Origin of the sequence: Propioniciclava sp. MC1595 (genome assembly GCF_017569205.1) — a bacterium.
In the GTDB taxonomy this organism is placed as follows: domain Bacteria; phylum Actinomycetota; class Actinomycetes; order Propionibacteriales; family Propionibacteriaceae; genus Propioniciclava.
Genome location: NZ_CP071870.1, coordinates 1188428 through 1212342, shown reverse-complemented (window position 1 = coordinate 1212342; position 23915 = coordinate 1188428). Strand labels below are relative to the sequence as shown.

22 protein-coding genes, 1 tRNA gene and 1 pseudogene are annotated in these 23915 nt (G+C 72.5%); 4 read left to right on the top strand and 20 right to left on the bottom strand.

Annotated elements, in window-relative coordinates:
- Positions 1–3: 3 nt before the first annotated feature.
- Both J4N02_RS16795 and J4N02_RS17370 read right to left on the bottom strand, forming a co-directional pair.
- Positions 4–183 carry a hypothetical protein gene (locus J4N02_RS16795; RefSeq protein ID WP_223202719.1) on the bottom strand — a complete coding sequence of 60 codons (180 nt, stop codon included), beginning with the start codon at positions 181–183 and terminating at the stop codon, positions 4–6.
- Positions 184–301: 118 nt separating this feature from the next.
- A pseudogene (locus tag J4N02_RS17370) lies at positions 302–661 on the bottom strand (nitronate monooxygenase); the annotation flags it as partial.
- Positions 662–749: 88 nt separating this feature from the next.
- Between J4N02_RS17370 and J4N02_RS05710 the strand changes: the two are divergent.
- The gene (locus tag J4N02_RS05710; protein WP_188334601.1) at positions 750–1328 is read left to right on the top strand and encodes a maltokinase N-terminal cap-like domain-containing protein; all 579 of its coding nucleotides are present in this window, start codon (positions 750–752) and stop codon (positions 1326–1328) included.
- A 13-nt stretch (positions 1329–1341) separates the two neighbouring features.
- Here J4N02_RS05710 and J4N02_RS05705 read toward each other — a convergent pair whose 3' ends face one another.
- Entirely contained in the window at positions 1342–1854 is a 513-nt protein-coding gene (locus J4N02_RS05705; RefSeq protein WP_223202711.1) for an AAA family ATPase, read from the bottom strand.
- Positions 1855–1880: 26 nt separating this feature from the next.
- The gene (polA, locus tag J4N02_RS05700) at positions 1881–4622 is read right to left on the bottom strand and encodes a DNA polymerase I (RefSeq protein WP_182814600.1); all 2742 of its coding nucleotides are present in this window, start codon (positions 4620–4622) and stop codon (positions 1881–1883) included.
- On the opposite strand from polA, the gene J4N02_RS05695 reads away from it, so the two are divergent.
- Both J4N02_RS05695 and J4N02_RS05690 read left to right on the top strand, forming a co-directional pair.
- Entirely contained in the window at positions 4621–5022 is a 402-nt protein-coding gene (locus J4N02_RS05695) for a PaaI family thioesterase (protein ID WP_223202709.1), read from the top strand. The genes polA and J4N02_RS05695 overlap by 2 nt on opposite strands.
- A 67-nt stretch (positions 5023–5089) precedes the next feature.
- On the top strand, positions 5090–6673 hold the full coding sequence (locus J4N02_RS05690) for an IS1182 family transposase (protein WP_188334847.1): 1584 nt from the start codon (positions 5090–5092) through the stop codon (positions 6671–6673).
- 198 nt (positions 6674–6871) lie between these two features.
- Here J4N02_RS05690 and J4N02_RS05685 read toward each other — a convergent pair whose 3' ends face one another.
- Positions 6872–7516 carry an ANTAR domain-containing response regulator gene (locus tag J4N02_RS05685; RefSeq protein WP_243760884.1) on the bottom strand — a complete coding sequence of 215 codons (645 nt, stop codon included), beginning with the start codon at positions 7514–7516 and terminating at the stop codon, positions 6872–6874.
- A gap of 143 nt (positions 7517–7659) precedes the next feature.
- On the opposite strand from J4N02_RS05685, the gene J4N02_RS05680 reads away from it, so the two are divergent.
- Positions 7660–7742 (top strand) — tRNA-Leu (locus J4N02_RS05680).
- 44 nt (positions 7743–7786) lie between these two features.
- Here the strand turns inward: J4N02_RS05680 and pyk are convergent.
- From pyk to murF, 15 genes are all read right to left on the bottom strand, one after another.
- A complete protein-coding gene (gene pyk / locus J4N02_RS05675; protein WP_375539335.1) occupies positions 7787–9220 on the bottom strand; it encodes a pyruvate kinase in 1434 nt (477 codons plus the stop codon).
- 71 nt (positions 9221–9291) lie between these two features.
- Positions 9292–10212 (bottom strand): RluA family pseudouridine synthase, encoded by a 921-nt coding sequence (locus J4N02_RS05670; protein WP_182814597.1) that lies wholly within the window; start codon positions 10210–10212, stop codon positions 9292–9294.
- A complete protein-coding gene (gene lspA, locus J4N02_RS05665) occupies positions 10209–10739 on the bottom strand; it encodes a signal peptidase II (RefSeq protein ID WP_243760882.1) in 531 nt (176 codons plus the stop codon). Before lspA ends, J4N02_RS05670 begins: the two co-directional genes overlap by 4 nt.
- Positions 10740–10753: 14 nt before the next feature.
- Positions 10754–11170 (bottom strand): TraR/DksA family transcriptional regulator, encoded by a 417-nt coding sequence (locus tag J4N02_RS05660; protein WP_182814596.1) that lies wholly within the window; start codon positions 11168–11170, stop codon positions 10754–10756.
- 131 nt (positions 11171–11301) lie between these two features.
- The gene (locus tag J4N02_RS05655) at positions 11302–12627 is read right to left on the bottom strand and encodes a DivIVA domain-containing protein (protein ID WP_188332697.1); all 1326 of its coding nucleotides are present in this window, start codon (positions 12625–12627) and stop codon (positions 11302–11304) included.
- A 105-nt stretch (positions 12628–12732) separates the two neighbouring features.
- Positions 12733–13239, bottom strand: coding sequence for a cell division protein SepF (locus J4N02_RS05650; RefSeq protein WP_182814594.1), 507 nt, complete (start codon positions 13237–13239; stop codon positions 12733–12735).
- Positions 13240–13323: 84 nt separating this feature from the next.
- Entirely contained in the window at positions 13324–14031 is a 708-nt protein-coding gene (locus J4N02_RS05645) for a polyphenol oxidase family protein (RefSeq protein WP_188332696.1), read from the bottom strand.
- Positions 14032–14034: 3 nt separating this feature from the next.
- Entirely contained in the window at positions 14035–15210 is a 1176-nt protein-coding gene (gene ftsZ, locus J4N02_RS05640) for a cell division protein FtsZ (protein WP_182814592.1), read from the bottom strand.
- A gap of 197 nt (positions 15211–15407) precedes the next feature.
- A complete protein-coding gene (locus J4N02_RS05635) occupies positions 15408–16130 on the bottom strand; it encodes a cell division protein FtsQ/DivIB (RefSeq protein ID WP_182814591.1) in 723 nt (240 codons plus the stop codon).
- Positions 16127–17545 (bottom strand): UDP-N-acetylmuramate--L-alanine ligase, encoded by a 1419-nt coding sequence (gene murC, locus J4N02_RS05630; protein WP_182814633.1) that lies wholly within the window; start codon positions 17543–17545, stop codon positions 16127–16129. The genes J4N02_RS05635 and murC overlap by 4 nt, the downstream gene beginning before the upstream one ends.
- Position 17546: 1 nt before the next feature.
- Entirely contained in the window at positions 17547–18641 is a 1095-nt protein-coding gene (gene murG, locus J4N02_RS05625; protein WP_182814590.1) for an undecaprenyldiphospho-muramoylpentapeptide beta-N-acetylglucosaminyltransferase, read from the bottom strand.
- Positions 18642–18653: 12 nt separating this feature from the next.
- A complete protein-coding gene (gene ftsW, locus J4N02_RS05620) occupies positions 18654–19940 on the bottom strand; it encodes a putative lipid II flippase FtsW (protein WP_208091139.1) in 1287 nt (428 codons plus the stop codon).
- A gap of 22 nt (positions 19941–19962) precedes the next feature.
- A complete protein-coding gene (murD, locus tag J4N02_RS05615) occupies positions 19963–21441 on the bottom strand; it encodes a UDP-N-acetylmuramoyl-L-alanine--D-glutamate ligase (RefSeq protein ID WP_188332695.1) in 1479 nt (492 codons plus the stop codon).
- Positions 21423–22493 carry a phospho-N-acetylmuramoyl-pentapeptide-transferase gene (mraY, locus tag J4N02_RS05610; RefSeq protein ID WP_182814588.1) on the bottom strand — a complete coding sequence of 357 codons (1071 nt, stop codon included), beginning with the start codon at positions 22491–22493 and terminating at the stop codon, positions 21423–21425. The genes murD and mraY overlap by 19 nt, the downstream gene beginning before the upstream one ends.
- The gene (gene murF / locus J4N02_RS05605; RefSeq protein ID WP_375539334.1) at positions 22490–23914 is read right to left on the bottom strand and encodes a UDP-N-acetylmuramoyl-tripeptide--D-alanyl-D-alanine ligase; all 1425 of its coding nucleotides are present in this window, start codon (positions 23912–23914) and stop codon (positions 22490–22492) included. Before murF ends, mraY begins: the two co-directional genes overlap by 4 nt.
- Position 23915: the final 1 nt, after the last annotated feature.

Below are 23915 nucleotides of genomic sequence, written 5' to 3'. Positions count from 1 at the left end.
GCTCTACTCCTGCCCCACCAGCGCAGCGACGATGGACGCCGCGGGCTCGGCCCGGGGCGCCGCCCCCTCCCCCACCCACAGCGGCGTGAAGTCCAGACTCCCGGACGCCTCGGCCGCTGCCCGCAGCGGGCCCATCGCCCCGCCGGCCAGCGGGAACTTCGGCGCGAGGGGCGAAAAACTCAAGCCCTCGGCGCCGCCCAGCTCGCGGATGGCCCGGTTGACCAGGCCGCGTGCGGGGCGGCGCCTCAGCGACCGTCGTGGCGGTCGACATGACCACGGCTCCCCACCCCCGCACCCGGGAGAGCAGGTCGGGCTCGGGCAGGCCGAAGTGGAAGCTCACCACGGGCGGGGCGAACGCGGCCAGCACCTCGGCCGCCTCGGCCGAGAACGGCGCCCGCCCAGGTCCGGCGGGTGCATCGGAGGCCACCCCGAGCTCGGCGAAGTACGGCGCCAAGGCGGCACGCCAGCGCGCCTCGGCGTCGGCGTCGGGCGCCGGTGGGGTGTGGGCGAAGAAGTTCACGTTGTACGGCACCCCCGCCTCCCGGAGGCGGGACAGCTCGGCGCGGAGGGCGTCCGGGCTCAGCATCGCGGCGGGCAGGGACCCGAGCGCGCCGGCCTGCCCCACCGCGATCGCGAGCGCGCTGCCCTGCACGCCCGCCATGGGGGCCTGGATCAGGGGGTACCGGGTGCCGAACAGGGCTGCGAGGTCGACCATGGTGCCATCGTGCCCCCTCCACTAGCGTGTCGTCATGAGCGGAACCGCAGACGTCTACACGCAGGCCACCCTGTCCCCCTCCAAGCTCGAGCTGCTCGCCCCCTGGCTCGTGCAGCAGTCCTGGTTCGAGGGCGATGCCGCCGACCTCGAGCGGGTCGCGTTCTTCCGATTCGTGGACCCCGACGGCGAGGTGGGCCTCGACTCGATGCTCATCGCGTCGGGCGGCGCGATCTACCACGTGCCGGTCACATGGCGGGGGTCCGAACTCGAGGGCGGCGAGCTCATCGGCACCCTCGAGCACTCCGAGCTGGGCACCCGCTACGGCTACGACGCGACCACCGACCCGGTCTACGTCTCCGAGCTCGTGCGCGTCATCACCGAGGGCGACACCGGCTCGGCCATCACGAACGTCGAGACCGGCGAGCCGCTGCCCGCGACGGCCGAGGTGGCCGGGTCCGGCGTCACGCCGGGGGTGGACGTCCAGGGTGCGGTCCGCCTGATCCGGGTGCTGGACGCCGAGCACGAGGACACCCACGCCGCCCGCGGCGTGCTCACCGCCACGTGGACCCACGACGGCGTCGAGCGCGAGGACGTCCTCGCCGTCCTGCGCTGACCCGGCAGCCGGCTCAGTCGAGGTCCGTCGAGACCACCAGGTCGGCCTTCGCGCGGGTGCGGTCGGCGCCGAACAGCGCCCGCTCCTGCTGGGCCCACCGGTCCCACCACGGGGCGTAGGCCTCGCCATCACGGGCGAGGCCGCGCTGCTTGCGCACGTCGGTGGGGGCGTCCACCCAGACGCGGACGGCGGCGAGCTCACCCGCTCGGCCTACCGTGGCGCCGCACCCCTCCACCACGAGGACGGGCACCGGCGCGACCGTCCGCCAGCCGTCCCAGGCCGAGGCCAGCCAGTCCCACGCGCGGTAGCGCGCGACCTCGCCCCGGCACAGCGGTTCCAGCACCTGCTCCACCAGCAGCCGGACGCCCTCGGCCAGGCCGTCCCAGCCCGGGTAGAGGTCCTCGACGCGGACGACCGGGCAGTCGAGGTCGGTCGCCACGGCGTCGGCCAGGGTCGTCTTGCCCGCCCCGGAGGGCCCGTCGATCGCAACGACCACCACGTCGCCGCAACGAGGCGCCGCGGCCAGCGCCCGGGCGAGGACGGCGTCGGCGCTCAGTGCGCCGCCTCGTGCCAGGAGCGGCCCACGCCCACCGACACGTCGAGCGGCACCGCCATCTCGACGGCGTGGCCCATCCGCTCGCGGACGACCTCCTCCAGGGCCTCGCGCTCACCGGGAGCCACCTCGAAGACGAGCTCGTCGTGCACCTGGAGCAGCATGCGCGAGCGCAGCCCGGCGCGGGCCAGGCCTGACTCGACGTCGAGCATGGCGACCTTGATGATGTCGGCGGCCGAGCCCTGGATCGGGGCGTTGAGGGCCATGCGCTCGGCCATCTCGCGGCGCTGCCGGTTCGAGCTGGTGAGGTCGGGCAGGTAGCGGCGCCGGCCCAGGATCGTCTCGGTGAAGCCGGTCTTGCGGGCGTCGTCGACGATGCCGGTGAGGTAGTCGCGGACGTGGCCGAACCGCTCGAAGTACTCGTCCATCAGGCCGCGGGCCTCGGACACCGGGATCTTCAGCTGCCCCGACAGCCCGAACGCGCTCAGGCCGTAGGCCAGGCCGTAGTTCATCGCCTTGATCTTGGCGCGCATGCCGCCGCCGACCTCGTCGGGAGCGACCCCGAACACGCGCGAGGCCATCACGGTGTGGAAGTCGGCGCCGGACGTGAACGCCTCGATCAGCCCGGCGTCCTCGGACGCGTGCGCCATGATCCGCATCTCGATCTGGCTGTAGTCGGCCGTCATCAGCGACTCGTAGCCCTCGCCGACGACGAACGCCTCGCGGATGCGCCGGCCCGCCTCGGTGCGGATCGGGATGTTCTGCAGGTTCGGGTCGGTCGAGCTGAGCCGCCCGGTGGCCGCGACGGTCTGCAGGTAGGTGGTGTGCACGCGCCCGTCGTCGGCGACCGACTTCTGCAGCCCCTCGACGGTCTGGCGCAGCTTGATCTGGTCGCGGTGGCGCAGCAGCGCGGCGAGGAAGGGGTGCTCGGTCTTGGCGTAGAGGCCCTCGAGGGCGTCGGCGTCCGTCGTCCACCCCGTGCGGGTGCGGCGGGTCTTCGGCATGCCGAGCTCGTCGAACAGCACCACCTGCAGCTGCTTGGGCGAGCCGAGGTTGATGGGCTTGCCGATGGCGTCGTAGGCCTCCTGCTCGGCGCGGCGCACCTCGACGTCGAACTCGGTCCACAGCGACTCCAGCGCGCCGGTGTCGAGCGCGATGCCGTACCGCTCCATGGTGGCGAGGGTGCGCTGCAGGGGCAGCTCGACCTCCTCCAGCAGCGATGAGCCGCCGGCCGCAGCCAGCTCGACCTCGAGGGCGCCGGCCAGCTCGGCGACCGCGCGGGCGCGGACCATGGCGTCGTGGCCCTCGTCCGGGTCCTCGAAGTCGAAGGCCAGCTGGTCGGTCGCGCTGGACCCGCCGCCCTCGGCCGCGAGCTCGCGCTTGAGGTGGCGGACCGTCAGGTCGCCCAGGTCGTAGGTGCGCTGGTCGGGCCGCAGCAGGTAGGCGGCCAGGTGGGTGTCGGACGCCAGCCCCGCCAGGTCCCACCCCCGCGACCAGATCGCCTGCAGGGGGCCCTTGGCGTCGTGCATGGCCTTGGGCCGGGCCGGGTCGGCGAGCCACGCGGCCAGCGCCGCGTCGTCGGCGGGAGTCAGGTCGGTGACGCGCACCCAGGCGGCCGCGCCGTCGAGGGACGCCAGAGCCAGGCCGACCAGGTCCCCCTGGCCGCCCTTCCACGAGCCCTCGGGCTGCACCCCGACCAGGCCGGAGGCGTGGGCGTCCAGCCACCCCGGCAGGGCGCCGGGCGCGAGCACCTCGCCGGCCACCTCGAACCCACCCTCGGGCTCGGCCGCCTCGGCGGGCAGGGTCTCGAGCAGCCGCTCGCGCAGCACCCGGAACTCGAGCGAGTCGAACAGGGTGTGGACGGCCTCGCGGTCCCAGTCCCGCCGCTCGAGACCCGCCAAGGCGACCGGCAGGTCGAGCGTGCGCACCAGCGCGTTCAGCTGCCGGTTGCGGCGCACGTCCTCGATGCGCTCCCGCAGCGACTCCCCCGCCTTGCCGCGCAGGCCCTCGGCGTGCGCGAGCAGGTTCTCCAGGCCGTCGTACTCACCCAGCCACTTGGCTGCGGTCTTGGGGCCCACGCCGGGGACGCCGGGCAGGTTGTCGGAGGTCTCGCCCACCAGCGCCGCCAGCTCGGGGTAGCGCGTGGGCGCAACGAGGTACTTCTCCTCCACCGCCGCCGGGGTCATGCGGGCCAGGTCGGAGACGCCCTTGCGCGGGTAGAGCACGGTGGTGCGCTCGTCGACGAGCTGCATCGCGTCGCGGTCGCCGGTGCAGATCAGCGTCTGCCAGCCCGCCTGCTGGGCCTGCAGCGAGAGGGTGCCGATGATGTCGTCGGCCTCGTAGCCGTCGAGCTCGAGGTGCACGATGTTGAGCGCGTCCAGCACCTCCTTCACCAGCGCGACCTGGCCCTTGAACTCCTCGGGCGAGGTGGACCGGTTGGCCTTGTACTCGGGGTACGCCTCGGTGCGGAACGTCTGCCGGCTCACGTCGAACGCCACCGCCACGTGGGTGGGCTGCTCGTCGCGCAGCACGTTGATCAGCATCGACGTGAACCCGTACACCGCGTTGGTGTGCTGCCCGGTGCTGGTGGCGAAGTTCTCCACCGGCAGCGCGAAGAACGCGCGGTAGGCCACCGAGTGCCCGTCGATGAGCAGCAGGCGGGCGTCGGACGCCGCGGGTGCAGGGGTCTGGCTGGTCACCCACCGCAGCCTAGTGGCTCGCTCTGACACGATGGCCTGCATGGATCTCACCGACCTGGCAGCACTCATGACCGGCGGGCTCGACGAGCGGATGGGGATGGAGGTGCTCGAGGTGTCCCCCGAGCGCACCCGCGGGCGGATGCCCGTGGCGGGCAACACCCAGCCGTTCGGGCTGTGGCATGGCGGGGCGTCCTGCGTCATGGCCGAGTCGCTGGCCTCGATCGCGGCGGCGAGCGCGGTCGGGCGCGGCGGGCAAGCCTTCGGCGTGGACCTCAACGCCACCCACCACGCGCCCGTGCGCTCGGGCTGGGTGACCGGCGAGGCGCGCGCGATCCGCATCGGGGGCACGCTCGGCACGTGGGAGGTCGTGCTCACCGACGACGCCGGCGAGCGGGTCTGCACGGCGCGCGTGACGTGCGCGCTGAAGCGGCCGAAGCCCTAGGAGCCTGCTGAACAATCTGTCCGCGTGCCCACGGGACTGACCGGCAGCTGGCTGGAATTGTTGGGTTGTGCAGGGTGAGTCGAGTCCGCAGCGGGATGTGTTGGACGTGGAGTCGCTGGCGGGGCATTTGTTGCCGGCTGGCAGCGTGTTCCGGTTCTTGGCCGAGCACCGGCACCGCCTGTTCCCGGACGCGTTGTTCGCCGACCTGTTCCCGTCGGGGCGGGGCCGGCCATCGATCCCGGGCGAGGTGATCGCCTCGGTGATCGTGCTGCAGGCGTTGAACGGTTTGTCCGATCGGGAAGCCGTCGAAGCGCTCACGTTCGACCTGCGGTGGAAGGCGGCGTGTGGCTACCCGGTCGACAAGAAGGCGTTTGATGCGTCGTCGTTGACGGTGTGGCGGGCTCGGCTGGCAGCGTCGGAGCGGCCGCAGCGGATCTTCGAGGTGGTCCGGGACGTGATTGACGCCACGGGTGCGGTGAAGGGCCGGACGCGGCGTGCCCTGGACTCGACGATCCTGGATGACGCGGTGGCAAGGCAGGACACGGTCACCCAGCTGATCGCGCAGGTGCGCCGGGTGGGCCGGGAGGTGCCCGGCGCCCAGCAGGTAATCGAGCAGCGCTGCACCCGGCTGGCCGCGCTGACCGGCCAGGGGTACGACAGCACCGGCAAGCCGCGGATCGCGTGGGACGACCGCCAGGCCCGCGACGAACTGGTCACGGCGCTGGTCAACGACGCGCTCGCCCTGCTCGCCGGCCTGGACGCCGAAGCGATCACGGCTGCTGGCGGCAAGCCGGCCGAGGCGGTCGCGTTGCTCGCCTTGGTGGCCGGTCAGGATGTTGAACCAGCCGAGGGTTCCGTCGGCACGGATGGCCGGTGGCGGATCGCCCGCCGGGTCGCCCCGGACCGGGTCATCTCAACGGTCGACCCTGATGCGCGGCATGCGCACAAGACCGTGGAGCGCCGCCAGGACGGGTTCAAGGCCCACGTGGTGATCGAGCCCGACACCGGCCTCGCGACCATGGTCGAGTTGACCAAGGCCGCCGGGCCGGACAACAGCGACGCCACCGTCGGTGCCAGGCTGGTGGTGGCTGATCCGACCATCGACAGCCCGGTCGAGGTGCTGGGCGATTCGGCCTACGCCACCGGCGACATGCTCGCCGTCCTTGAGGCCAAGAGGTGGGTGCCGCTGGTCAAACCCTGGCCGATCCGGCCGGCCGTCGAGGACGGGTTCACCATCGACGACTTCACCCACGACCCTGCCGCCGGCACCCTGACCTGCCCAGCAGGAGTAACGAAGACCATCACCAAGACCCGCAAGGCGGTGTTCGGCATCGCCTGCCGGGCCTGCCCGTTCAGGCAGCGATGCACGACCGCCGCGAAAGGCCGCACCATCCAGCTGCACCCCCACGACCTGCTGCAACGCGCACACCGCCAACGGGCCGCCGGCGAGGGCTTCCAAGCCACCTACCGCCGGTACCGGCCCATGGTCGAACGCACGATCGCGTGGCTGGCCCGAGGCAACCGCAAAGTGCCCTACCGAGGCGTCACGAAGAACGACAACTGGCTCCACCAACGAGTCGCGGCGATCAACCTCCGCCGCCTCCTGAACCTCGGCCTCAGCTTCGGCAACACCGGCTGGGCGATCGCCTGACCAGCCCCGGAACGAGCTTGAACACCAACCACACGGGTCCACCACGACCCTCAGACAAGCGCGACGACCCCGCTGTCGCACTCAACTGCGCTGACTCACACTCGCGGCTCGACAGCCGCGGCGGCGTCCCACCCGCCACCCACGTCCAACCCGCCGTCAGATAGACGCCTTGTTCAGCAGGCTCCTAGGCCTCAGGCCTCAGGCCTCGTCGTCGAACTCCTCGACCGGCTTGGCCTTCTTCTTGCCCTTGGGGCCCTTGCCCGACTTGCTGTGGTCGATGACGCCCTCGGCGACCTCGCGCATCGACTTGCGCAGGTCCATGGCGGTCTTCTGGATCCAGCGGAACGCCTCGGCCTCGGACAGGCCGAGCCCCTCCTGCAGCAGGCCCTTGGCCTGGTCCACGGCCTTGCGGGAGGCCAGCCGGTCCTCGAGGTCGGCGACCTCGTCGTCCAGGGCGCGGATCTCGGCGTAGCGGGCCATCGCCAACTCGATCGCGGGCACGACGTCAGAGGCGTCGAACGGCTTCACGACGTAGGCCATCGCGCCGGCCTCGCGGGCGCGATCGACGAGCTCGCGCTGGCTGAACGCGGTCAGCATCACCACGGGGGCGATCCGCTCCTCGGCGATGGCGGTGGCGGCGGTGATGCCGTCCATCGTCGGCATCTTCACGTCCATGACGACCAGGTCGGGCTCGAGCTCGCGGGCCAGCTTCACGGCCTCCTCGCCGTCACCGGCCTCGCCGACCACGTCGTACCCCTCGCCGGTCAGCAACTCGACCAGGTCGAGGCGGATGAGGGCCTCGTCCTCCGCGACGAGAACCCGGGGACGGTCTGCCGACGGCACGTTCGAGCTCACCTTGGATCACCGCTTCCTGCTTGATGACGACCTGGTCACAACGATTCGGACCCTACACCCCACAACACTAGGTCGGTCGAGCCGGGACGACCCGGAGTTGGCCGCATGTGGCACTATGTTGCACGCGACTTGCCGGGGTGGCGGAATGGTATACGCGGACGGCTCAAACCCGTCTGGGCTCTGGCCCGTAGGGGTTCGAATCCCCTTCCCGGTACGACACAGGCCCCCTCCCGCACGGGAGGGGGCCTGTCGCGTCGGTCACGGGATCTCGGCGACCCGGAGCGAGTTGGTCTTGCCGGAGGTGTGCTTGGGGTTGCCGGCCACGATCACGATCTTGTCGCCGGCCTCGACCATGCCGGACCCCTTGAGGGAGTTCTGCACGGCCTCGACCATGGCGTCCATCGAGTAGAACTCGGGCGTCGTGAACGACTTGATGCCCCACGCAATCGACATCCGCTGGGCGGTCTCGACGTAGGGGCTGAACGAGCAGACCTGGATCTGGGAGCGCAGCCGCGTCAGGCGCAGCGCGGTGTCGCCGCTCTTGGTGAACGCGACCAGGTACGTGGCGCCCACGCGCTCGGCCACCTCGACGGCCGCCTTGGCGATGATGCCCGAGGTGGTGTGCGGGTCCCAGTCGATCGGCGCGATCTTGTTGAGCCCCAGCGACTCGATCTTGCGGATGATCCTCCCCATCGTGTCGACGGTCACGATCGGCCACGCGCCGACGGCCGTCTCCCCCGACAGCATGACCGCGTCGGCGCCGTCCAGCACCGCGTTGGCGACGTCGGACGCCTCGGCCCGCGTCGGCCGCGGGGCCGAGATCATCGACTCGAGCATCTGCGTGGCCACGATCACCGGCTTGGCGACCAGGCGGGCCGCGGTGATGATGCGCTTCTGCACGCCGGGGACGTCCTCCAGCGGCAGCTCCACGCCCAGGTCGCCGCGGGCGACCATGATCGCGTCGAAGGCGCGGACGATGTCGTCGAGCGCGGCGACGGCCTGCGGCTTCTCGATCTTCGCGATGACGGGGATGCGCCGGCCGTGCTCGTCCATGATCCGGTGGACGTCCTCCACGTCGCGCGCCGAGCGGACGAACGACAGGGCGACCATGTCGACGCCGTGCTCCAGCGCCCAGACGAGGTCCTCGGCGTCCTTCTCGGTGAGGGCCGGGACGGAGACCGCCACGCCCGGCAGGTTGATGCCCTTGTGGTCGCTGACCCGGCCGCCGATCACGACCTCGGTCACGACGTCGGTGTCGGTCACCTCCAGGGCGAGCAGCTCGATGGCGCCGTCGTTGATCAGGATCTGGTCGCCGGGGCTCACGTCGTTGGTCAGGGTCTGCAGGGTGGTCCCTGCCCGCTCCTTCGTGCCCGGCACGTCGTCGGTCGTGATCGTGAACCGGTCACCGACCTCGAGGTCCTGCGGCCCGTCGGGGAACTTGCCCAGCCGGATCTTCGGGCCCTGCAGGTCGGCGAAGACGCCGATGGGGCGTCCGACGCTCTCGGAGGCCTGGCGGACCCAGCGCAGGCGGCGCAGATGGGTGTCATGGTCGCCGTGGCTCATGTTGAGCCGGGCGACGTTCATGCCCGCCTCGACGAGCTCGATGACCCGCTCGAGCGAGTCGGTCGCGGGGCCCAGCGTGCAGACGATCTTCGCGCGGCGGTTCGGCAGTCCGTCGTTCTTCAGGTTCACCACGCGCTCGACCTTAGCGCACGGTGTGTTTGCGCGGAGGTGACGCTCAGGTGGCAACCGGGCGGCAACCCTCAGTCGGCCGGGTCGGCCACCCGCCGGAGCGCGTGGGCGAGGTCCTCGGGGTAGCCCGACTCGAACACCACCCACTCCCCCGTGCCCGGGTGGGTGAAGCCCAGCTCGACCGCGTGCAGCCACTGGCGCTCGAGCCCGAGGCGTGCGGCGAGGTTGGGGTCGGACCCGTAGAGTGGGTCGCCGACGCAGGGGTGCTTGATCGCCGCCATGTGCACCCGGATCTGGTGGGTGCGGCCGGTCTCGAGCTGGACCTCGAGCAGCGTCGCGGCCCGGAAGGCCTCGAGGGTGTCGTAGTGGGTGACCGAGTGCCGGCCCCCGTCGACGACCGCCATCTTCCAGTCGTGCCCGGGGTGCCGCGCGATGGGGGCGTCGATCGTGCCGGTGAAGGGGTCGGGGTGGCCCTGCACCAGCGTGTGGTAGACCTTGCTGACCTCGCGGTTGCGGAAGGCGCGCTTCAGGGCTGTGTAGGCCGGCTCGCTCTTCGCGACCACCATCAGCCCCGAGGTGCCCACGTCGAGGCGCTGCACGATGCCCTGCCGCTCGGACGCCCCCGACGTCGAGATCCGGAACCCGGCGGCGGCCAGGTGGGCGACCACGTCGGGACCGTCCCAGCCGAGCGACGGGTGGGCGGCGACGCCGGCCGGCTTGTCGACGACGACGATGTCGGCGTCGTCGTGGACGATGCGGATGCCCTCGACCTCGCGCGGGGTCACGGTCGCGACCCGCGGGGCGGGGATCTCGAGCTCCAGCAGGTCACCGGCACCCACGCGCGCGGACTTGGAGACGACCTCGCCGTTCAGCCGGACCAACCCCTCGGCCACCAGCTCGGCCACCCGACTGCGGCTGACGCCCGTCATCCGGGACGCCGCGGCGTCGACCCGCTCGCCGGCGAGCCCGTCGGGCACGAGGTGGACGCTCACGCGGCCTCGGTCTTCGGGGACTCCTTGGTGCTGGCCCCGTCGAGGTCGACCTGCTTGATCGCGACGAGCCAGATGATCAGCACGGCCGCGAAGGTGATGCACATGTCGGCCACGTTGAAGATGGCGAAGTTGGGCAGCTGCAGGAAGTCGATGACGTGCCCGTGCAGGGGGGCCGGCGGGCGGAACAGGCGGTCGGTCAGGTTGCCCAGGATGCCGGCCAGGATCAGGCCGCTCGCGACCACCCAGCCGCGGTGCCGCGCACGCGGCAGCAGGAAGGCCAGGACGCCGACGAGGGCCGCGATCGCGATCAGGGTCAGGACGATCGTGAAGTCTTCCCCCATGCTGAACGCGGCGCCGGGGTTGAAGATCAGCTGCAGCCGCAGCAGCCCGCCCAGCAGGACGGGCGGGTTGGCGGGGTCGAGGTAGGCCAGCGCCAGCTGCTTGGTCAGCAGGTCGACGCCGTAGCCGAGGACGGCGATGCCGAGGCCCAGGGCCCAGGCGGCCCGGCCGGACAGGACCCCGCGCACGGGATGGGGGGAGGTCAGCGCCGTTCCTCCCGCTGCTTGCAGGTCACGCACATCGTGGCGCGCGGGAAGACCATCAGCCGGTCCTTGCCGATCGGCTGGCCGCAGGCGTCGCACCAGCCGTAGCCGCCGGTGTCGAACAGCCGTAGGGCGGTCTGGGCCTGGTCGAGCATGTCGCGGGCGTTCTGGACCAGCGACATCTCCTGGTCGCGTTCGAAGTTGGTCGACCCCACGTCGGCGGGGTCGCGACCGGCGCCCTCGGTCCCCTCGTCGAAGAGCTTCTCCAGCGCCTTCTCCGCGGTCCGGATCGCCCGCTCCATGCGCGCGATGTCGAAGACCAGGTCCTCGCGGATCTCCTCGAGTTCCTCGTCGGTCCACGGGTCCTCCCCGTCGAGGACGGGAACCCGGACGTCACCGTCGGCCGGCTTGGCCATGCGCCACCCCCTCCAGGTGCTTCACGCTGCGTTGTGAGCGCAGACAGTACCACCCGCACGGTGGCTCCGCGCAAAGCGAATGCGCGACGCCCCCGACCGGTCCGGTCGGGGGCGTCACACGTGGTGGTTGCTCAGTTGTCCTTGTTGAGCAGCGCGTCGAGGCGCGGGGTCGCGGACTGGCCGCGGAGGCCCTCACCCAGCAGCTCGGGCAGCTGCTCGGGGGCGAAGCTGCCGCTGCGCAGGGCCTCGAGCTGCTGCTCGAGGTTGCCCACGAAGGACTGGCGGAAGCGACCCTCGAACTCACGCAGGTGGTCGACGCGCGTCGACAGGTCGTCGCGCTCCGCCTCCAGCGTCGAGAACAGCTCGGCGCGGCGGGCGACGGCGTCTGCGTCGACCTGGGCGGCACGGGCCTCGGCGTCACCGGTGAGCTTCTCGGCGTTGACCCGGGCCTCGGACTCGACGCGCTCGCCGCGGGTCTGGGCGTCGGCGACGATCTCCTTGGCCTTCTGCTCGGCCTCGGTGGTCACGCGCTCGGCGGTCTCGTTGGCCTCAGTGGTCACACGCTCGGCGGTCTCGTTGGCCTCGGCGGTCACACGCTCAGCGGTCTCGTTGGCCTCGGCGGTCACACGCGCGGCGGTCTCGTTGGCCTCGGTGGTGAGCCGGGTGGCCTCCTCCTGCGCCTCGGCGACCAGGCGCTCGGCCTGCTCGGTGGCCATCTGCAGCAGGCGGGTGACGGCCGGGGAGGCCTCGGCTGCGGTGCGGACCACGATCTCCTGGGGGCCGTCGCCGACCGCACCGAAGGCGACCGGGGCGGCCGCGGGGGCTGCGGTGCGCAGCGACTCGACCTCGCCACGGAGGCCGTTCAGCTCGTCGTCGCGCTGGGCGAGCTGCTCGCGCAGGGACTCGGCCTCGGCGCGCAGCTGCTCGAGGTTTCCGTCGCGGTCGCCCAGCTCGCCACGCAGGTGGTTGAGCTCGTTGTCGCGGTTCTCCAGCTCGCCGCGCAGGTGCGCCGCCTCGTCGCCGCCACCGGACAGCGAGTTGTTAAGGTTCTGGATCTCCTCGTTCTTGCGGCCCAGCTCCTCGTCGCGAGCACGGAGCTCGGCGTCCTTCGCCTCGAGGGCGGCGCGGAGATCGGCGTCCTGGCCACCGGCCTCGGCCGCGGAGCGGAGCTGCTCGTCCTTGGCCTCGAGCTGCGCACGCGCCTCCTCGAGCTCGGCGCGCACGCGCTCGAGCTCGGCGTCACGCTCCTCCAGCGCGCGCTGGAGCTCACCGTCGTCGGCGCCCCCACCGGACGAGAGGGTCGCGACCTGCTGCTGCAGCGTCGCGTTCTCCTCCGCCAGCGCCACCAGCGTCGTCTCGACCTTGTCGACGAACGTGTCGACGTCGGCCGGGTCGTAGCCGTTGCGGCGGGCCAGGTGGAAACGCGTGTCGCGCACCTGTTCGATGGTCAGGGTCATCGTTCAACCTCACGTGATGGACAGTGTGTCGGGCTTGCCGAGGCGCGACGGGGCGCGCCGAAACCTCAGGCTAGTGTAGCCAGACGAGGACCGCCAAGGTGAGCGTCAGCTCTGGTTGAAGAAGCCCCCGACGATGCGCTCCTTGTCCTCGGCGGTGACGTTCACGCCGGCCGGCGACAGCAGGAACACCTTGCTGGTGACGCGTTCGATCGTGCCGCGCAGGCCGAAGATCAGGCCGGCCGCGAAGTCCACCAGGCGCTTGGCGTCGGCGTCCTCCATGTCGGACAGGTTCATGATCACGGGGATGCCGTCGCGGTAGTTCTCGCCGATCGTGCGCGCCTCGTTGTAGGTGCGCGGGTGCACGGTGACGATGCGGCTGAGGTCCGCGGTGCGGGGCACGGGGGCGGGACGCCGCTCCTCGAGGGCGGTCACGCTCGCCTCGGCGGGCGCCAGCGCGCGGTCCTCGCGGACCTGGTCGTGGCGCTCACGCTCACGGTCCCGGTCGTGGCGCACGGGCTCGACGGCCTCGGTGAGCTCGTCGTCACGCTCGTCATAGGGTGCGTCCGACATGAGGCCCAGCCAGACGGCAGCCTTCTTGAAACCTTCTGCCATGGTTCCTCCGTTCAGGGATCGACCATCACACTAGCGCGAGGCACCCGCGCCCCCGACGCGGCACGCCCGGGGTTCGGCAACGGTTCAGCGCGGCGCGATCCAGACGAGGCCGACCTGCCGGCCGGCGTCCCCGCCCCGGTGGGAGTGCAGCCCGGTGCCGTGCAGCGTGCAGCCGCCCACGGCGGTGGCGTCGACCCCGGCCTCGCCCAGCTGGGCCAGCGCCGCGGCCCCCAGGTCGATGGAGGGGGTGCCCCAGCTCGTGGTGGTGGGGGCGATGCCGAGCCGGGCGACGGCGTCCTCGGCCATCGCGGCGGGCACCTCGTAGCACGCGCCGCAGACGTGCGGGCCGACCCACCCCACGAGGTCGGCGTCGGTGTCGGCGCGCAGCCGGTCGACCGCCGCAGCGATGACCCCCTGCATCAGCCCGCTGCGGCCGGCATGGACGGCGGCCACCGCCGATCCGTCGGCCGCGGCGATGCAGATCGGAACACAGTCGGCGACCCGCACCGCGAGCGCGACGCCGGGCCGGGTCGTCACGAGCGCGTCCGCCTGCTGCCCGGTCAGGTCGACCAGCCCGGACGCCGCGGGCGCGGTCTGCTCCCCCACGGCCAGCACCCCGTCGGAGTGCACCTGCGTGGTCACGGCGACGGGCACGCCCAGGCTCGCCGCCAGCGCGGCGTAGGCGGCCTCACGGCCGGTCTCGCCCTGCCCGTCGGACAGGTCGAGGTCGGCGGACGTGAACGCGACCCCGACGCCGAGGTCGGCGTCGGGGTCGCGACGGAAGACGAACACGGGCTACTTCAGGAAGTCGGGGACGTCCAGCTCGTCGTCGGCGATGGGCTCGGGGCGCGGCGCCGGCCGGGACTGCTGCTGGACGGGAGCCTGCTGCTGCGCGGGGGCGGCGGGACGCTCCTCGACCGGGGACGGCTGCGGGGACGCCTCGGGCTGGCGCACCGGCGGCTGGGGCGGCGGCTGGCGCAGGTCGGGCTTGCGGGTCACGCCGGGCTGGCGGCGCGGCGGCTGCCCCCCGTCGAACCCGGCGGCGATGACCGTGACGCGCACCTCGTCGCCGAGGCTGTCGTCGATGACCGTGCCGAAGATGATGTTCGCGTCCTCGTGCGCGGCCTCCTCGATCAGGTTGGCCGCGGCCGAGACCTCGAACAGGCCCAGGTCGGAGCCACCGGCGATCGCCAGCAGGATGCCGTGCGCGCCGTCGATCGAGGTCTCCAGCAGCGGGCTGGACACGGCCATCTCGGCGGCGGCGCGGGCGCGGTCCTCACCGCGGGCCGAACCGATGCCCATGAGTGCCGAGCCGGCGTTGCTCATGACGGCCTTGACGTCGGCGAAGTCGAGGTTGATCAGGCCGGGCGTGGTGATCAGGTCGGTGATGCCCGAGACGCCCTGCATGAGCACCTGGTCGGCCTGCTTGAAGGCGTCCAGGATCGCGACGTGGTGGTCGGTCATCTCGAGCAGCTTGTCGTTCGGGATGACGATGAGGGTGTCGACCTCCTCGCGGAGGCGCGTGATGCCGTCCTCGGCCTGGGTCGAGCGGCGGCGGCCCTCGAAGCTGAACGGGCGCGTCACGACACCGATGGTCAGCGCGCCGAGCGAGCGGGCGATGCGGGCCACGACCGGGGCGCCGCCCGTGCCGGTGCCGCCACCCTCGCCGGCGGTCACGAAGACCATGTCGGCCCCCTTGAGGACCTCCTCGATCTCGTCCGCGTGGTCCTCGGCGGCCTGGCGACCCTTGTCGGGGTCGGCACCCGCCCCGAGACCGCGGGTCAGGTCGCGACCGATGTCGAGCTTCACGTCGGCGTCGCTCATCAGCAGCGCCTGCGCGTCGGTGTTCACCGCGATGAACTCGACACCGCGGAGCCCCGCCTCGATCATCCGGTTGACGGCGTTCACGCCGCCCCCACCCACGCCCACGACCTTGATGATCGCCAGGTAGTTCTGGGATGCACTCACCACGTTGGGTACCTGTCTTCTGTCGTCTTGCCGCCAATGCTTCGGTGAGCCCCACCTCGGCGTTCCGAGTGGGAAGGCAAACGGCGCGGTACGGGGCTGCAGATCAGGTTATTGACCCGCGGCGTGCGGAGTCCATCACCGGGGGGTCGGCGGGCGCGCCCCTCAACCTGTGGTTGAGGGTTGAGGTCGAACCCTCGACCTCACCGGGTGGTCGGGTGGGTGGGCGCGGAGACGTCGTACTCCTTGGCCTCCACCTTCAGCAGCGGCACGACGACGTCCGCCTTGAGCTCGGCCTCCTCGGCGCTTCCCCACAGGATCCTGCGTCCGTCCTCGAGGGTGATCGTCACCGAGTCCACGGTGTCGGCCTGGATGTACTCGGCCTGGGACCGCACCTCGCCGGGCAGGCTCGTCGCCACGGCGGCCAGCGTCGCGAGGACGTTCTCGTCGGCCAGCCCGCCCCGGGCGACCATGACGCCCTCCGGGCGCTCCTCGCTCGTGTGGAACGACCGGCCCTCCCCGGAGACCCACACCCACGTGCCGGGCAGCTCCAGCACGAGCTGCGGCGTCCATTCGGTGACCGTGAGCAGGACGGCGTCGGGCCAGGCCCGCGTGGCGTGGACGGACGCGACCGCGGGCAGCGTGCCGGTCACCCGCGCCTCGGCGGCCGCGGCGTTCACCCGCGCCAGCGGCGTCCCCAGCGGGACGGCAGCCGCGGCCACGACCTGGTCGACCGGGACCAGCGTCGCGCCCTCGACGCGCACCTCGCGCACGGCCAGCCACGGCGAGCCCAGCACGACCCACGCCACGCCGCCGATGACGGCAAGGACCCCCGCCACGATCCCGGCGACGACGAGGCGGCGCCTCAGCCTCGCCCGGGCGCGCCGGCGGCGGGCCCCGGTGACGTCGACCAGCGGTTCAGTCACGCCCGCTCCTCCAGCAGGGCGACCAGGGCCGGACCGGCCGTGGTGATGCTGCCCGCGCCGATGGTCAGCACGAGGTCACCCGGTCGGACGAGGTCGGCCAGAATCGGGGCGACGTCGGCGAGATCCTCGACCACGGTGGCGTCGTGCCCCAGCGCGCGCACGCGGTCGGCGAGCGCGGTCGCCGTGACGCCCGGGAAGTCGGCCGCCTCCTCGCGGGCGGGGTAGATGCCGCAGACGACGACCTCGTCGGCCAGGGACAGCGCCGCGGCGAACTCGTCCAGGAAGTCGCGCGTGCGGCTGAACAGGTGGGGCTGGAAGCAGGCCACGAGGCGTCCACCCTCGACGACCCGGGGCCGGGCCGCCCGCAGCAGCGCGGCGACCTCGGTCGGGTGGTGGGCGTAGTCGTCGAAGACGCGCACGCCGCCGACCTCGCCCTTGGCCTCGAAGCGGCGGTGGGTGCCGGTGAAGGTGCCCAGCGCCTCGCGCAGGGCGGGACCGGGCAGGGCGAGCGCGCGGCCCACGGCGTAGGCGGCCGTCGCGTTGTGCAGGTTGTAGCGGCCGGGGACGGCCAGCGCGAGGCGTCCGGTGTCGTCGGCGGCGGTCAGCGTGGCCGCCGTCACGTCGGGGGTGAGCTCGAGCTGGGTCAGGCGCACGTCGGCGTCGGCGGACTCGCCGTAGGTCACCACGGTGCGGCCGAGCCCGCGCAGGGTGTCGGCCACCTCCCGGGAGACGGGTTCGTCGGCGGTCATCACGACGACCTCGACGCCCTCGGCCGAGCCGAGCCGCACGAAGCCGTCGACGTAGGCGGCGGGCGTGCCCCAGTTGTCGAGGTGGTCGGCCTCGATGTTGGTGATCACCACGACCTGGGCCGGGTACTGCAGGAAGGAGCCGTCGGACTCGTCGGCCTCGACCACGAAGGCCTCGCCGGTGCCGAGCGCCGCGCTCTCCCCCGTCGTGGCCAGGGGCGAGCCGATCACGTAGCCGGGGTCGGTCCCGAGTCGGGTCAGCATGGTGGCCACCATCCCGGTGGTCGTGGTCTTGCCGTGGGTCCCGGTGATGGCGACGCCGCGGCGTCCGAGCATGAGGGCCCCGAGGGCCGCGGACCGGTGCCAGACGCGCAGGCCGCGGCGGTGGGCCTCGTCCAGCTCGGGGTTGCCGGGCTTGATCGCCGACGACACCACGACGGTGCGCGCGTCCCCCAGTTGGGCGGCGTCGTGGCCGACATGGGTGCGGACGCCGGCCGCGGCCAGCTTGCGGAGCGCGGCGGAGTCGTCGCGGTCCGAGCCGGAGACCTCGAGCCCCAGGTCGGCGTAGGCCTGGGCGATGCCGCTCATGCCGGCGCCGCCGATGGCGATGAAGTGGACGGGCCCGACCTCGGCGGCCGGGACCAGGTCGACGGGCTGCACCAGGGGCATGTCAGGCACCCGCCTGCTCGAGGACGAGGCGGGCCAGGTCGGCGGCGGCGTCGCGCGGGACGAGCCCGGCCAGGCGCTCGCGCATCCCGGTGAGCCGCTGGGGGTCGGTCAGCAGCGGCAGCGCCTCGGCCAGCAGGCGCGGGCCGTCGAACTCGCTGTTCGGCACCACGACCCCGGCGTCGGCCTCGACGATGAAGTCGGCGTTGCGCGCCTGCTCCCCGTTGCCGTGCGGGAGGGGGACGAACACGACCGGGAGTCCGACCGTCGCGGTCTCGACCACCGTGCCGGCCCCCGAGCGCCCGACCATCAGGTCGGCGGCGGCGTAGGCCTGCTCCATGGCATCGACGTAGCCGACCGGTACGTAGCGGGCGCCCGTGCCCGGGTCCTCGATCGTGGTGTGCGCGTCGGTGAGGTTCTTCGGGCCGAGCACGTGCAGGATGTCGACCCCCGCGGCCAGGAGCTCGGCGCGCGCCGCCTCGGTGGCCTTGTTGATCGCCACCGCGCCCTGCGAACCGCCCGAGACGAGCAGAAGCGGGCGGTCGCTGCCGAAGCCCAGCGCCTCGCGGGCGGCCGCGCGGTCGGCGACCGGGTCGAGGTCGGTGATGGCGGCCCGGACGGGCAGGCCGACGAAGCGGGCGTGCGGCAGGGGCGTCTTCGGGAAGGAGACCGCGACCACCTTGGCGAAGCGCGCCGCGATCTTGTTGGCCAGCCCGGGCACCGCGTTCTGCTCGTGGAGCACGACCGGGACGCGCCGCGCGAGGGCGGCGAGGTACACCGGCAGGGAGACGTAACCGCCGAAGCCGACGACGGCGTCCGCGTCCACGTCATCGAGGATGCCGATGGCCTGCTGGACGGCACCCGCGAGGCGTCCGGGGACGCGGAGCAGCTCGGGGGTCGCCTTCCGCGGGAGCGGGACCGGCGGGATCATCCGCAGTTCGAGGCCGGCGGCCGGGATCACCCGGGACTCCAGGCCCTTCGGCGTGCCGACACAGGTCAGCCGGACGCCGGGGTGCGCCTCACGCAGCCGCTCGGCCGTCGCGATGAGCGGCGAGGTGTGGCCGGCGGTGCCCCCGCCGGCCAGGACGATCGAAACCATGGGTCTCCTCCATCAGGACGGGCGGCGGGCCGGCAGGATCGCCGACAGCCTGCGCCGGGGTGCCTTCGCCTTGGCGCGTCGCCGCAGCCAGGCCTTCGCCTCGGGCTCGTCGCGCGCGCAGGCCACGAGAATGCCGACGGCCATGACGTTGGCCAGCAGCGCCGACCCACCGTACGACAGGAACGGCAGCGGGACGCCCAGCACGGGCAGCAGGCCCAGCACCACGAGGATGTTGATCGAGGCCTGCATGAGCAGCCAGGCGGTGATGCCGGCCGCGACCCAGCGGGTGAAGAAGGTGGAGCCGCGCAGGGCGATCCGGACGCCGGCCCAGGCGAGCATGACGAACAGGCCGAGCACGAGGAGGGTGCCGATGAGGCCGAGCTCCTCGCCGATGATCGCGAGCACGTAGTCGGTGTGAGCCTCGGCCAGGCTGCCCCACTTCTGGCGGCTGCGCCCGAGGCCCACGCCCAGCCAGCCGCCGCTAGCCAGCCCGTAGAGGGCCTGCAGCGGCTGGTGGTTGATGCCGGTCGGGTCGGACGTCGGGTCGAGGAAGCCCAGGATGCGGGCGACGCGTGACTCGTTGAAGGTGACGAGCACGCCCGCGGCCACGACGATCATGGCCATCATGCCGCCCAGCACCTTCAGCGGTGCGCCCACGCACCACAGGATCGCGAGCATGAGGGCGCCGAGGATGATCGCGGTGCCGAGGTCGCGCTGGAGGACGACGAGGCCGATGAGCAGCAGGGAGAACGGGACGAACGGCACCAGCAGGTGCTTGGGTTCGTTGAGCAGCTTCCGCTTGTTGGCCAGCACCGCGCTGCCCCACACCACCAGGGCCAGCTTGGCCAGCTCGGCGGGCTGCAGCCGGAGCATCTGGCCGGGGCCGCCGAAGTTGAGCCAGTTCTTGTTGCCGCCGACGCCGTAGCCCAGGCCGGGCACGAAGGTAAGGCACAGCAACAACGCGGCGAGCCCGAAGGCCACCCAACCCAGGGCGCGGAGCTTCTCGGGCGGCACCCGCGAGGCCACGAAGCCGGCGATCAGCGCCACGACCAGGAAGACCAGGTGGCGCTCCATGAAGTAGAAGGCGTCCCCGAACTGGCGGTACGCGAAGACCGTGGACGCCGACCACACCATGAGGGCGCCGAGGCCGAGCAGGATGGCGGTGGGCACGGTGACCAGGACCACGTCGGCCATCGGGTGCGACAGCCAGCCCGAGGCCGTGTCGGCGATGGTGTTCTCGCGACCCTTGCGGCGGGCGCTCGACGGCTTGGGGGGCCTGCTGGGGGTCAGGATCGCCACCGCCGTCCTCCTGTCTGCTCGTCTAGTCCTGTGCCCGGGCCCGGGCCGCCTCGGTGAAGTCGCGCCCGCGGGCGTCGTACCCGGTCCACATGTCCCTGCTGGCACATCCGGGCGCCAGGAGGACCGTGTCGCCCGGGGAAGCCAGGCCCGCCGCGGCAGCGACTGCCTCGGCCATGGCCCCAGTCTCGCCGTTGTCGATCACGATCACCGGGACGTCGGGCGCGTGTCGGGCAAGCGCGCCGGCGATCACCGCGCGGTCGACGCCAAGCAGCACCGCGCCCTTCAGCTTGGGGCCGTAGGTGGTGACGAGATGGTCGAAGGAGGTGCCCTTGGCCTGTCCGCCGGCGATCCACACGATCGAGTCGAACGCGCGCATCGAGGACGCCGCGGCGTGCGGGTTGGTCGCCTTGGAGTCGTCGACCCAGCGCACACCGCCGCCCTCGGCCACGGTCTGGATCCGGTGGTCGCCGATCTCGAGGTCGCGCAGCCCCTGCGCGACCGCTTGGGGCGGGACGCCGAAGCTGCGGGCCAGCGCGGCCGCGGCCAGCGCGTTCTCCACGTTGTGCGGCGCGAACGGGCGGACGTCGGAGAGCTCGGCCAGCGGCATCGCCGAGTCGCGGCGCTGCTCGACGAACGCGCGGTCGACCAGGAGGTCGTCGACGACGCCGAGCATCGACGGGGCCGGCACCTCGAGGCGGAACCCGATCGCCCGGGCGCCCTCGGTGACGTCGGCCTCCTCGACCATCTTCTCGGTGGCCGGGTCGGCGACGTTGTAGACGCAGGAGTGCGTCACCCGCTCGTAGATCTTCGCCTTGTCGGCGGCGTAGGCCGCGTAGGGGTCGTCCTCGTGGGCGTACCACTCCAGGTGGTCGGCCTGCAGGTTGAGGACGGCGGCCGAGTGCAGGGCCAGCGTGTCGGACCAGTGCAGCTGGAAGCTCGACAGCTCCACGGCGAACACGTCGTAGTCGACCTCGTCGAGGATCGCCTCGATGATGGGGCGTCCGACGTTGCCCACGGCGGCGGCTTTGAGGCCGGCGGCCAGCAGCATCGACTCGAGCATGTTCGTGGTCGTGGTCTTGCCGTTGGTGCCGGTGATGCCGAGCCACGGCACCACGCGGTCGGGCTGCATCATGCGCCAGGCCAGCTCGACCTCGCCCCACACCGGGACGCCCCGCTCGGCCGCCTGCACCAGCAGCGGCGCGGTCGGGCGCCACCCGGGCGAGGTGACGACGAGGTGGACGCCCTCGGGCAGGGTGCCCGTCGCTCCGGCGCCGAGGGTGACCTCGACGTCGAGCGCGCGCAGCAGCTCGGCCTTGTCGCGGTTGGCGGGGGTGTCGGCCTCGTCGAGCACGACGATCCGGCCGGCGCCCAGGGCCATGAGCCCGTCGGCGGCCGCGTAGCCGGAGGTGCCGAGGCCTGCCACCACGACCGTGGCCTCGCGCCACGGGGAGAGGCGGTCGGCGGACGCGATCCAGTCGAGGGTCACAGGTTCACCACCCATTCGGCGTAGAAGATGCCGGTGCCGAGCGCGACGAAGATGCCGCAGATGATCCAGAAGCGGACGACGACGGTCTGCTCGGCCCAGCCGACCATCTCGAAGTGGTGGTGCAGGGGCGCCATCTTGAACAGGCGCTTGCCCTTGGACAGCTTGAAGAAGCCCACCTGGAGGACCACCGACAGGGTGATGAGCACGAACATGCCGCCGAGGATGACGACGAGCAGCTCGGTGCGGGTGAGGATCGCCAGGCCGGCGACGGCACCGCCGAGGGCCAGCGAGCCCGAGTCGCCCATGAAGATCTTGGCCGGGGAGGCGTTCCACCACAGGAAGCCGAAGCAGGCGCCGGCCAGCGCCATGGAGATGGCGGCCAGGTCGTTGGGGTCGCGCACCTCGTAGCACAGCGGGCCGGTGGTCGACAGGGTCGCGCACCACTGGTTGTACTGCCACAGGTTCACCAGCGCGAAGGCGGCGAACACCATGGTGGACAGGCCGGTGGCGAGGCCGTCGAGGCCGTCGGAGAGGTTCACGCCGTTGGAGAGCGCCGCGATGATGAAGACGATCCAGGCCAGGCCGAGCCACGGCCCCAGGTCGAGCCACTGGATGTCGCGCAGGAACGACACGTAGGTCGAGGCGGGCGTGAGGCCGCGCTCGTTGGGGAACTGGAAGGCCGCATAACCGAACGCCACCGCGATCAGCGTCTGCAGGATCAGCTTGGCCTTGCTGTTGAGGCCGAGGCTGCGGGCGCGGGAGATCTTGATCCAGTCGTCGAGGAAGCCCACGAAGCCCAGGCCGGTGAACAGCCCGAGCAGGAGCAGGCCGGACACGGTCGGGGGCCGCCACAGGATCAGGTGCGCGAGCGTGTAGGCCAGCAGGACGCTGAGGATGATCGCGATGCCGCCCATCGTGGGCGTGCCCGCCTTCTTCAGGTGCTCCTTGGGGCCGTCGTCACGGACGTACTGCCCGTACCCGCGGCTCACCAGGACGTGGATGGCCAGACGGGTGCCCACGAGTGTCCCGACGAGGCCGAGCGCGCCGGCCAGCAGCATCATGATCATCGGTGGGATTCTCCTTCGTCGTCGGCGCCCGCCAGGGCCTCCGCCACGGTCTCGAGTGCGAGGCCGCGGGACGCCTTGACCAGCACCACATCGCGAGGACCCAGGCTCGCGCGCAGGTGGCGCGTGAGCTCGTCCTTGCCCTCTAGATACTGGCCGCGACCGCCCCCGGCGGCAACTCCGTCGATGACGTGGTTGCCAAACGCGCCGATCGCCAGGACCTCGTCGACCCCCAGGCGCGCGGCGAGCTCCCCCACCGCGCGGTGTGCCTGTGCGGAGGTGTCGCCGAGCTCCAGCATGTCCCCCACCGCGGCGACGACCCGGCCGCCGTCGCGGCGCAGGCCGGCGAGGCTGGTCAGGGCGGCGGCCATGGAGTCGGGGTTGGCGTTGTAGGCGTCGTTGAGGATGGCCAGGCCGTCGGCGCGGGTGACCAGCTCCATGCGCCAGCGCGACTGTGGGCGCGCGCTGGTGAGGGCCTCCGCCACGCCCGGCAGGTCGCAGCCGGCCGCCAGCGCAACCGCGGCGGCGGCCAGCGCGTTGGCCACGTTGTGGCGACCGAGGACGCCCAGGGCCACCGGCTCGCTGCCGGTGACGGCGCCGTCGGCGTGGAGGGTGAACGAGAAGCGCTGCAGGTCGTCGGCGACGACATCGGACGCCCACACGCGCAGGTCGCCCCCCTCCGGCTCGCCGGCGTCGGCGAACCAGGCGACGCGGGCGCGCCTCCGCGACGCCATGGCGGCGACGAGGGGGTCGGCGGCGTTGAGGACGGCCCAGCCGTCGGCGTCCAGCGCCTCGACGAGCTCGCCCTTGGCCTGCGCGATGCCCTCCACGGAGCCGAACTCCCCCACGTGGGCGTGGCCGACGTTGAGGACCGCGCCGATGTCGGGCGGGGTGACCTCCGTGAGCGCGCGCACGTGGCCGATGCCGCGCGCGCCCATCTCGGCGACGAGGAAGCGGGTGGCGCCGTCCACGCGGCAGGCGGTCAGCGGCGCCCCGATCTCGTTGTTGAACGAGCCGGGCGGCACCACGGTCGCGCCGAAGCGGCCGAGCACCTGCCCGATGAGGTCCTTGGTCGAGGTCTTGCCCGAGGAACCGGTCACCCCGACGACCACGAGGCCACCGGCGTGGCCGGCGTCGACGGTGTGCCGCGCCAGGCGCTGCAGGGCGGCGACCGGGTCGTCGACGACCACCTGGGCCAGGTCGGCGTCCACCTCGCGGGCGGTCAGCGCGGCGGCCGCACCCCCGGACGCCGCGGCGTCCAGGTAGTCGTGGCCGTCGACGCGCTCGCCCGGGATGGCGACGAAGACCGAGCCGGGCGTGGCCCGGCGGGAGTCGATGACGACGTCGGGCCCCACGCGGGCACCGGGGTCGGCGGCGCGGACCAGGCGCCCGCCCGTCGCGCGGGCCAGCTCGTCGAGCGTGATG

Coding starts and splice junctions, on each gene's coding strand:
- J4N02_RS05710 (WP_188334601.1), top strand. CDS start 750: ATGAGCGGAACCGCAGACGTCTACACGCAGGCCACCCTGTCCCCCTCC.
- J4N02_RS05695 (WP_223202709.1), top strand. CDS start 4,621: ATGGATCTCACCGACCTGGCAGCACTCATGACCGGCGGGCTCGACGAG.
- polA (WP_182814600.1), bottom strand. CDS start 4,622: ATGCAGGCCATCGTGTCAGAGCGAGCCACTAGGCTGCGGTGGGTGACC.
- J4N02_RS05660 (WP_182814596.1), bottom strand. CDS start 11,170: ATGGCCAAGCCGGCCGACGGTGACGTCCGGGTTCCCGTCCTCGACGGG.
- J4N02_RS05655 (WP_188332697.1), bottom strand. CDS start 12,627: ATGACCCTGACCATCGAACAGGTGCGCGACACGCGTTTCCACCTGGCC.
- J4N02_RS05650 (WP_182814594.1), bottom strand. CDS start 13,239: ATGGCAGAAGGTTTCAAGAAGGCTGCCGTCTGGCTGGGCCTCATGTCG.
- murC (WP_182814633.1), bottom strand. CDS start 17,545: ATGCCCCTGGTGCAGCCCGTCGACCTGGTCCCGGCCGCCGAGGTCGGG.
- murG (WP_182814590.1), bottom strand. CDS start 18,641: ATGGTTTCGATCGTCCTGGCCGGCGGGGGCACCGCCGGCCACACCTCG.
- murD (WP_188332695.1), bottom strand. CDS start 21,441: ATGGGTGGTGAACCTGTGACCCTCGACTGGATCGCGTCCGCCGACCGC.
- mraY (WP_182814588.1), bottom strand. CDS start 22,493: ATGATCATGATGCTGCTGGCCGGCGCGCTCGGCCTCGTCGGGACACTC.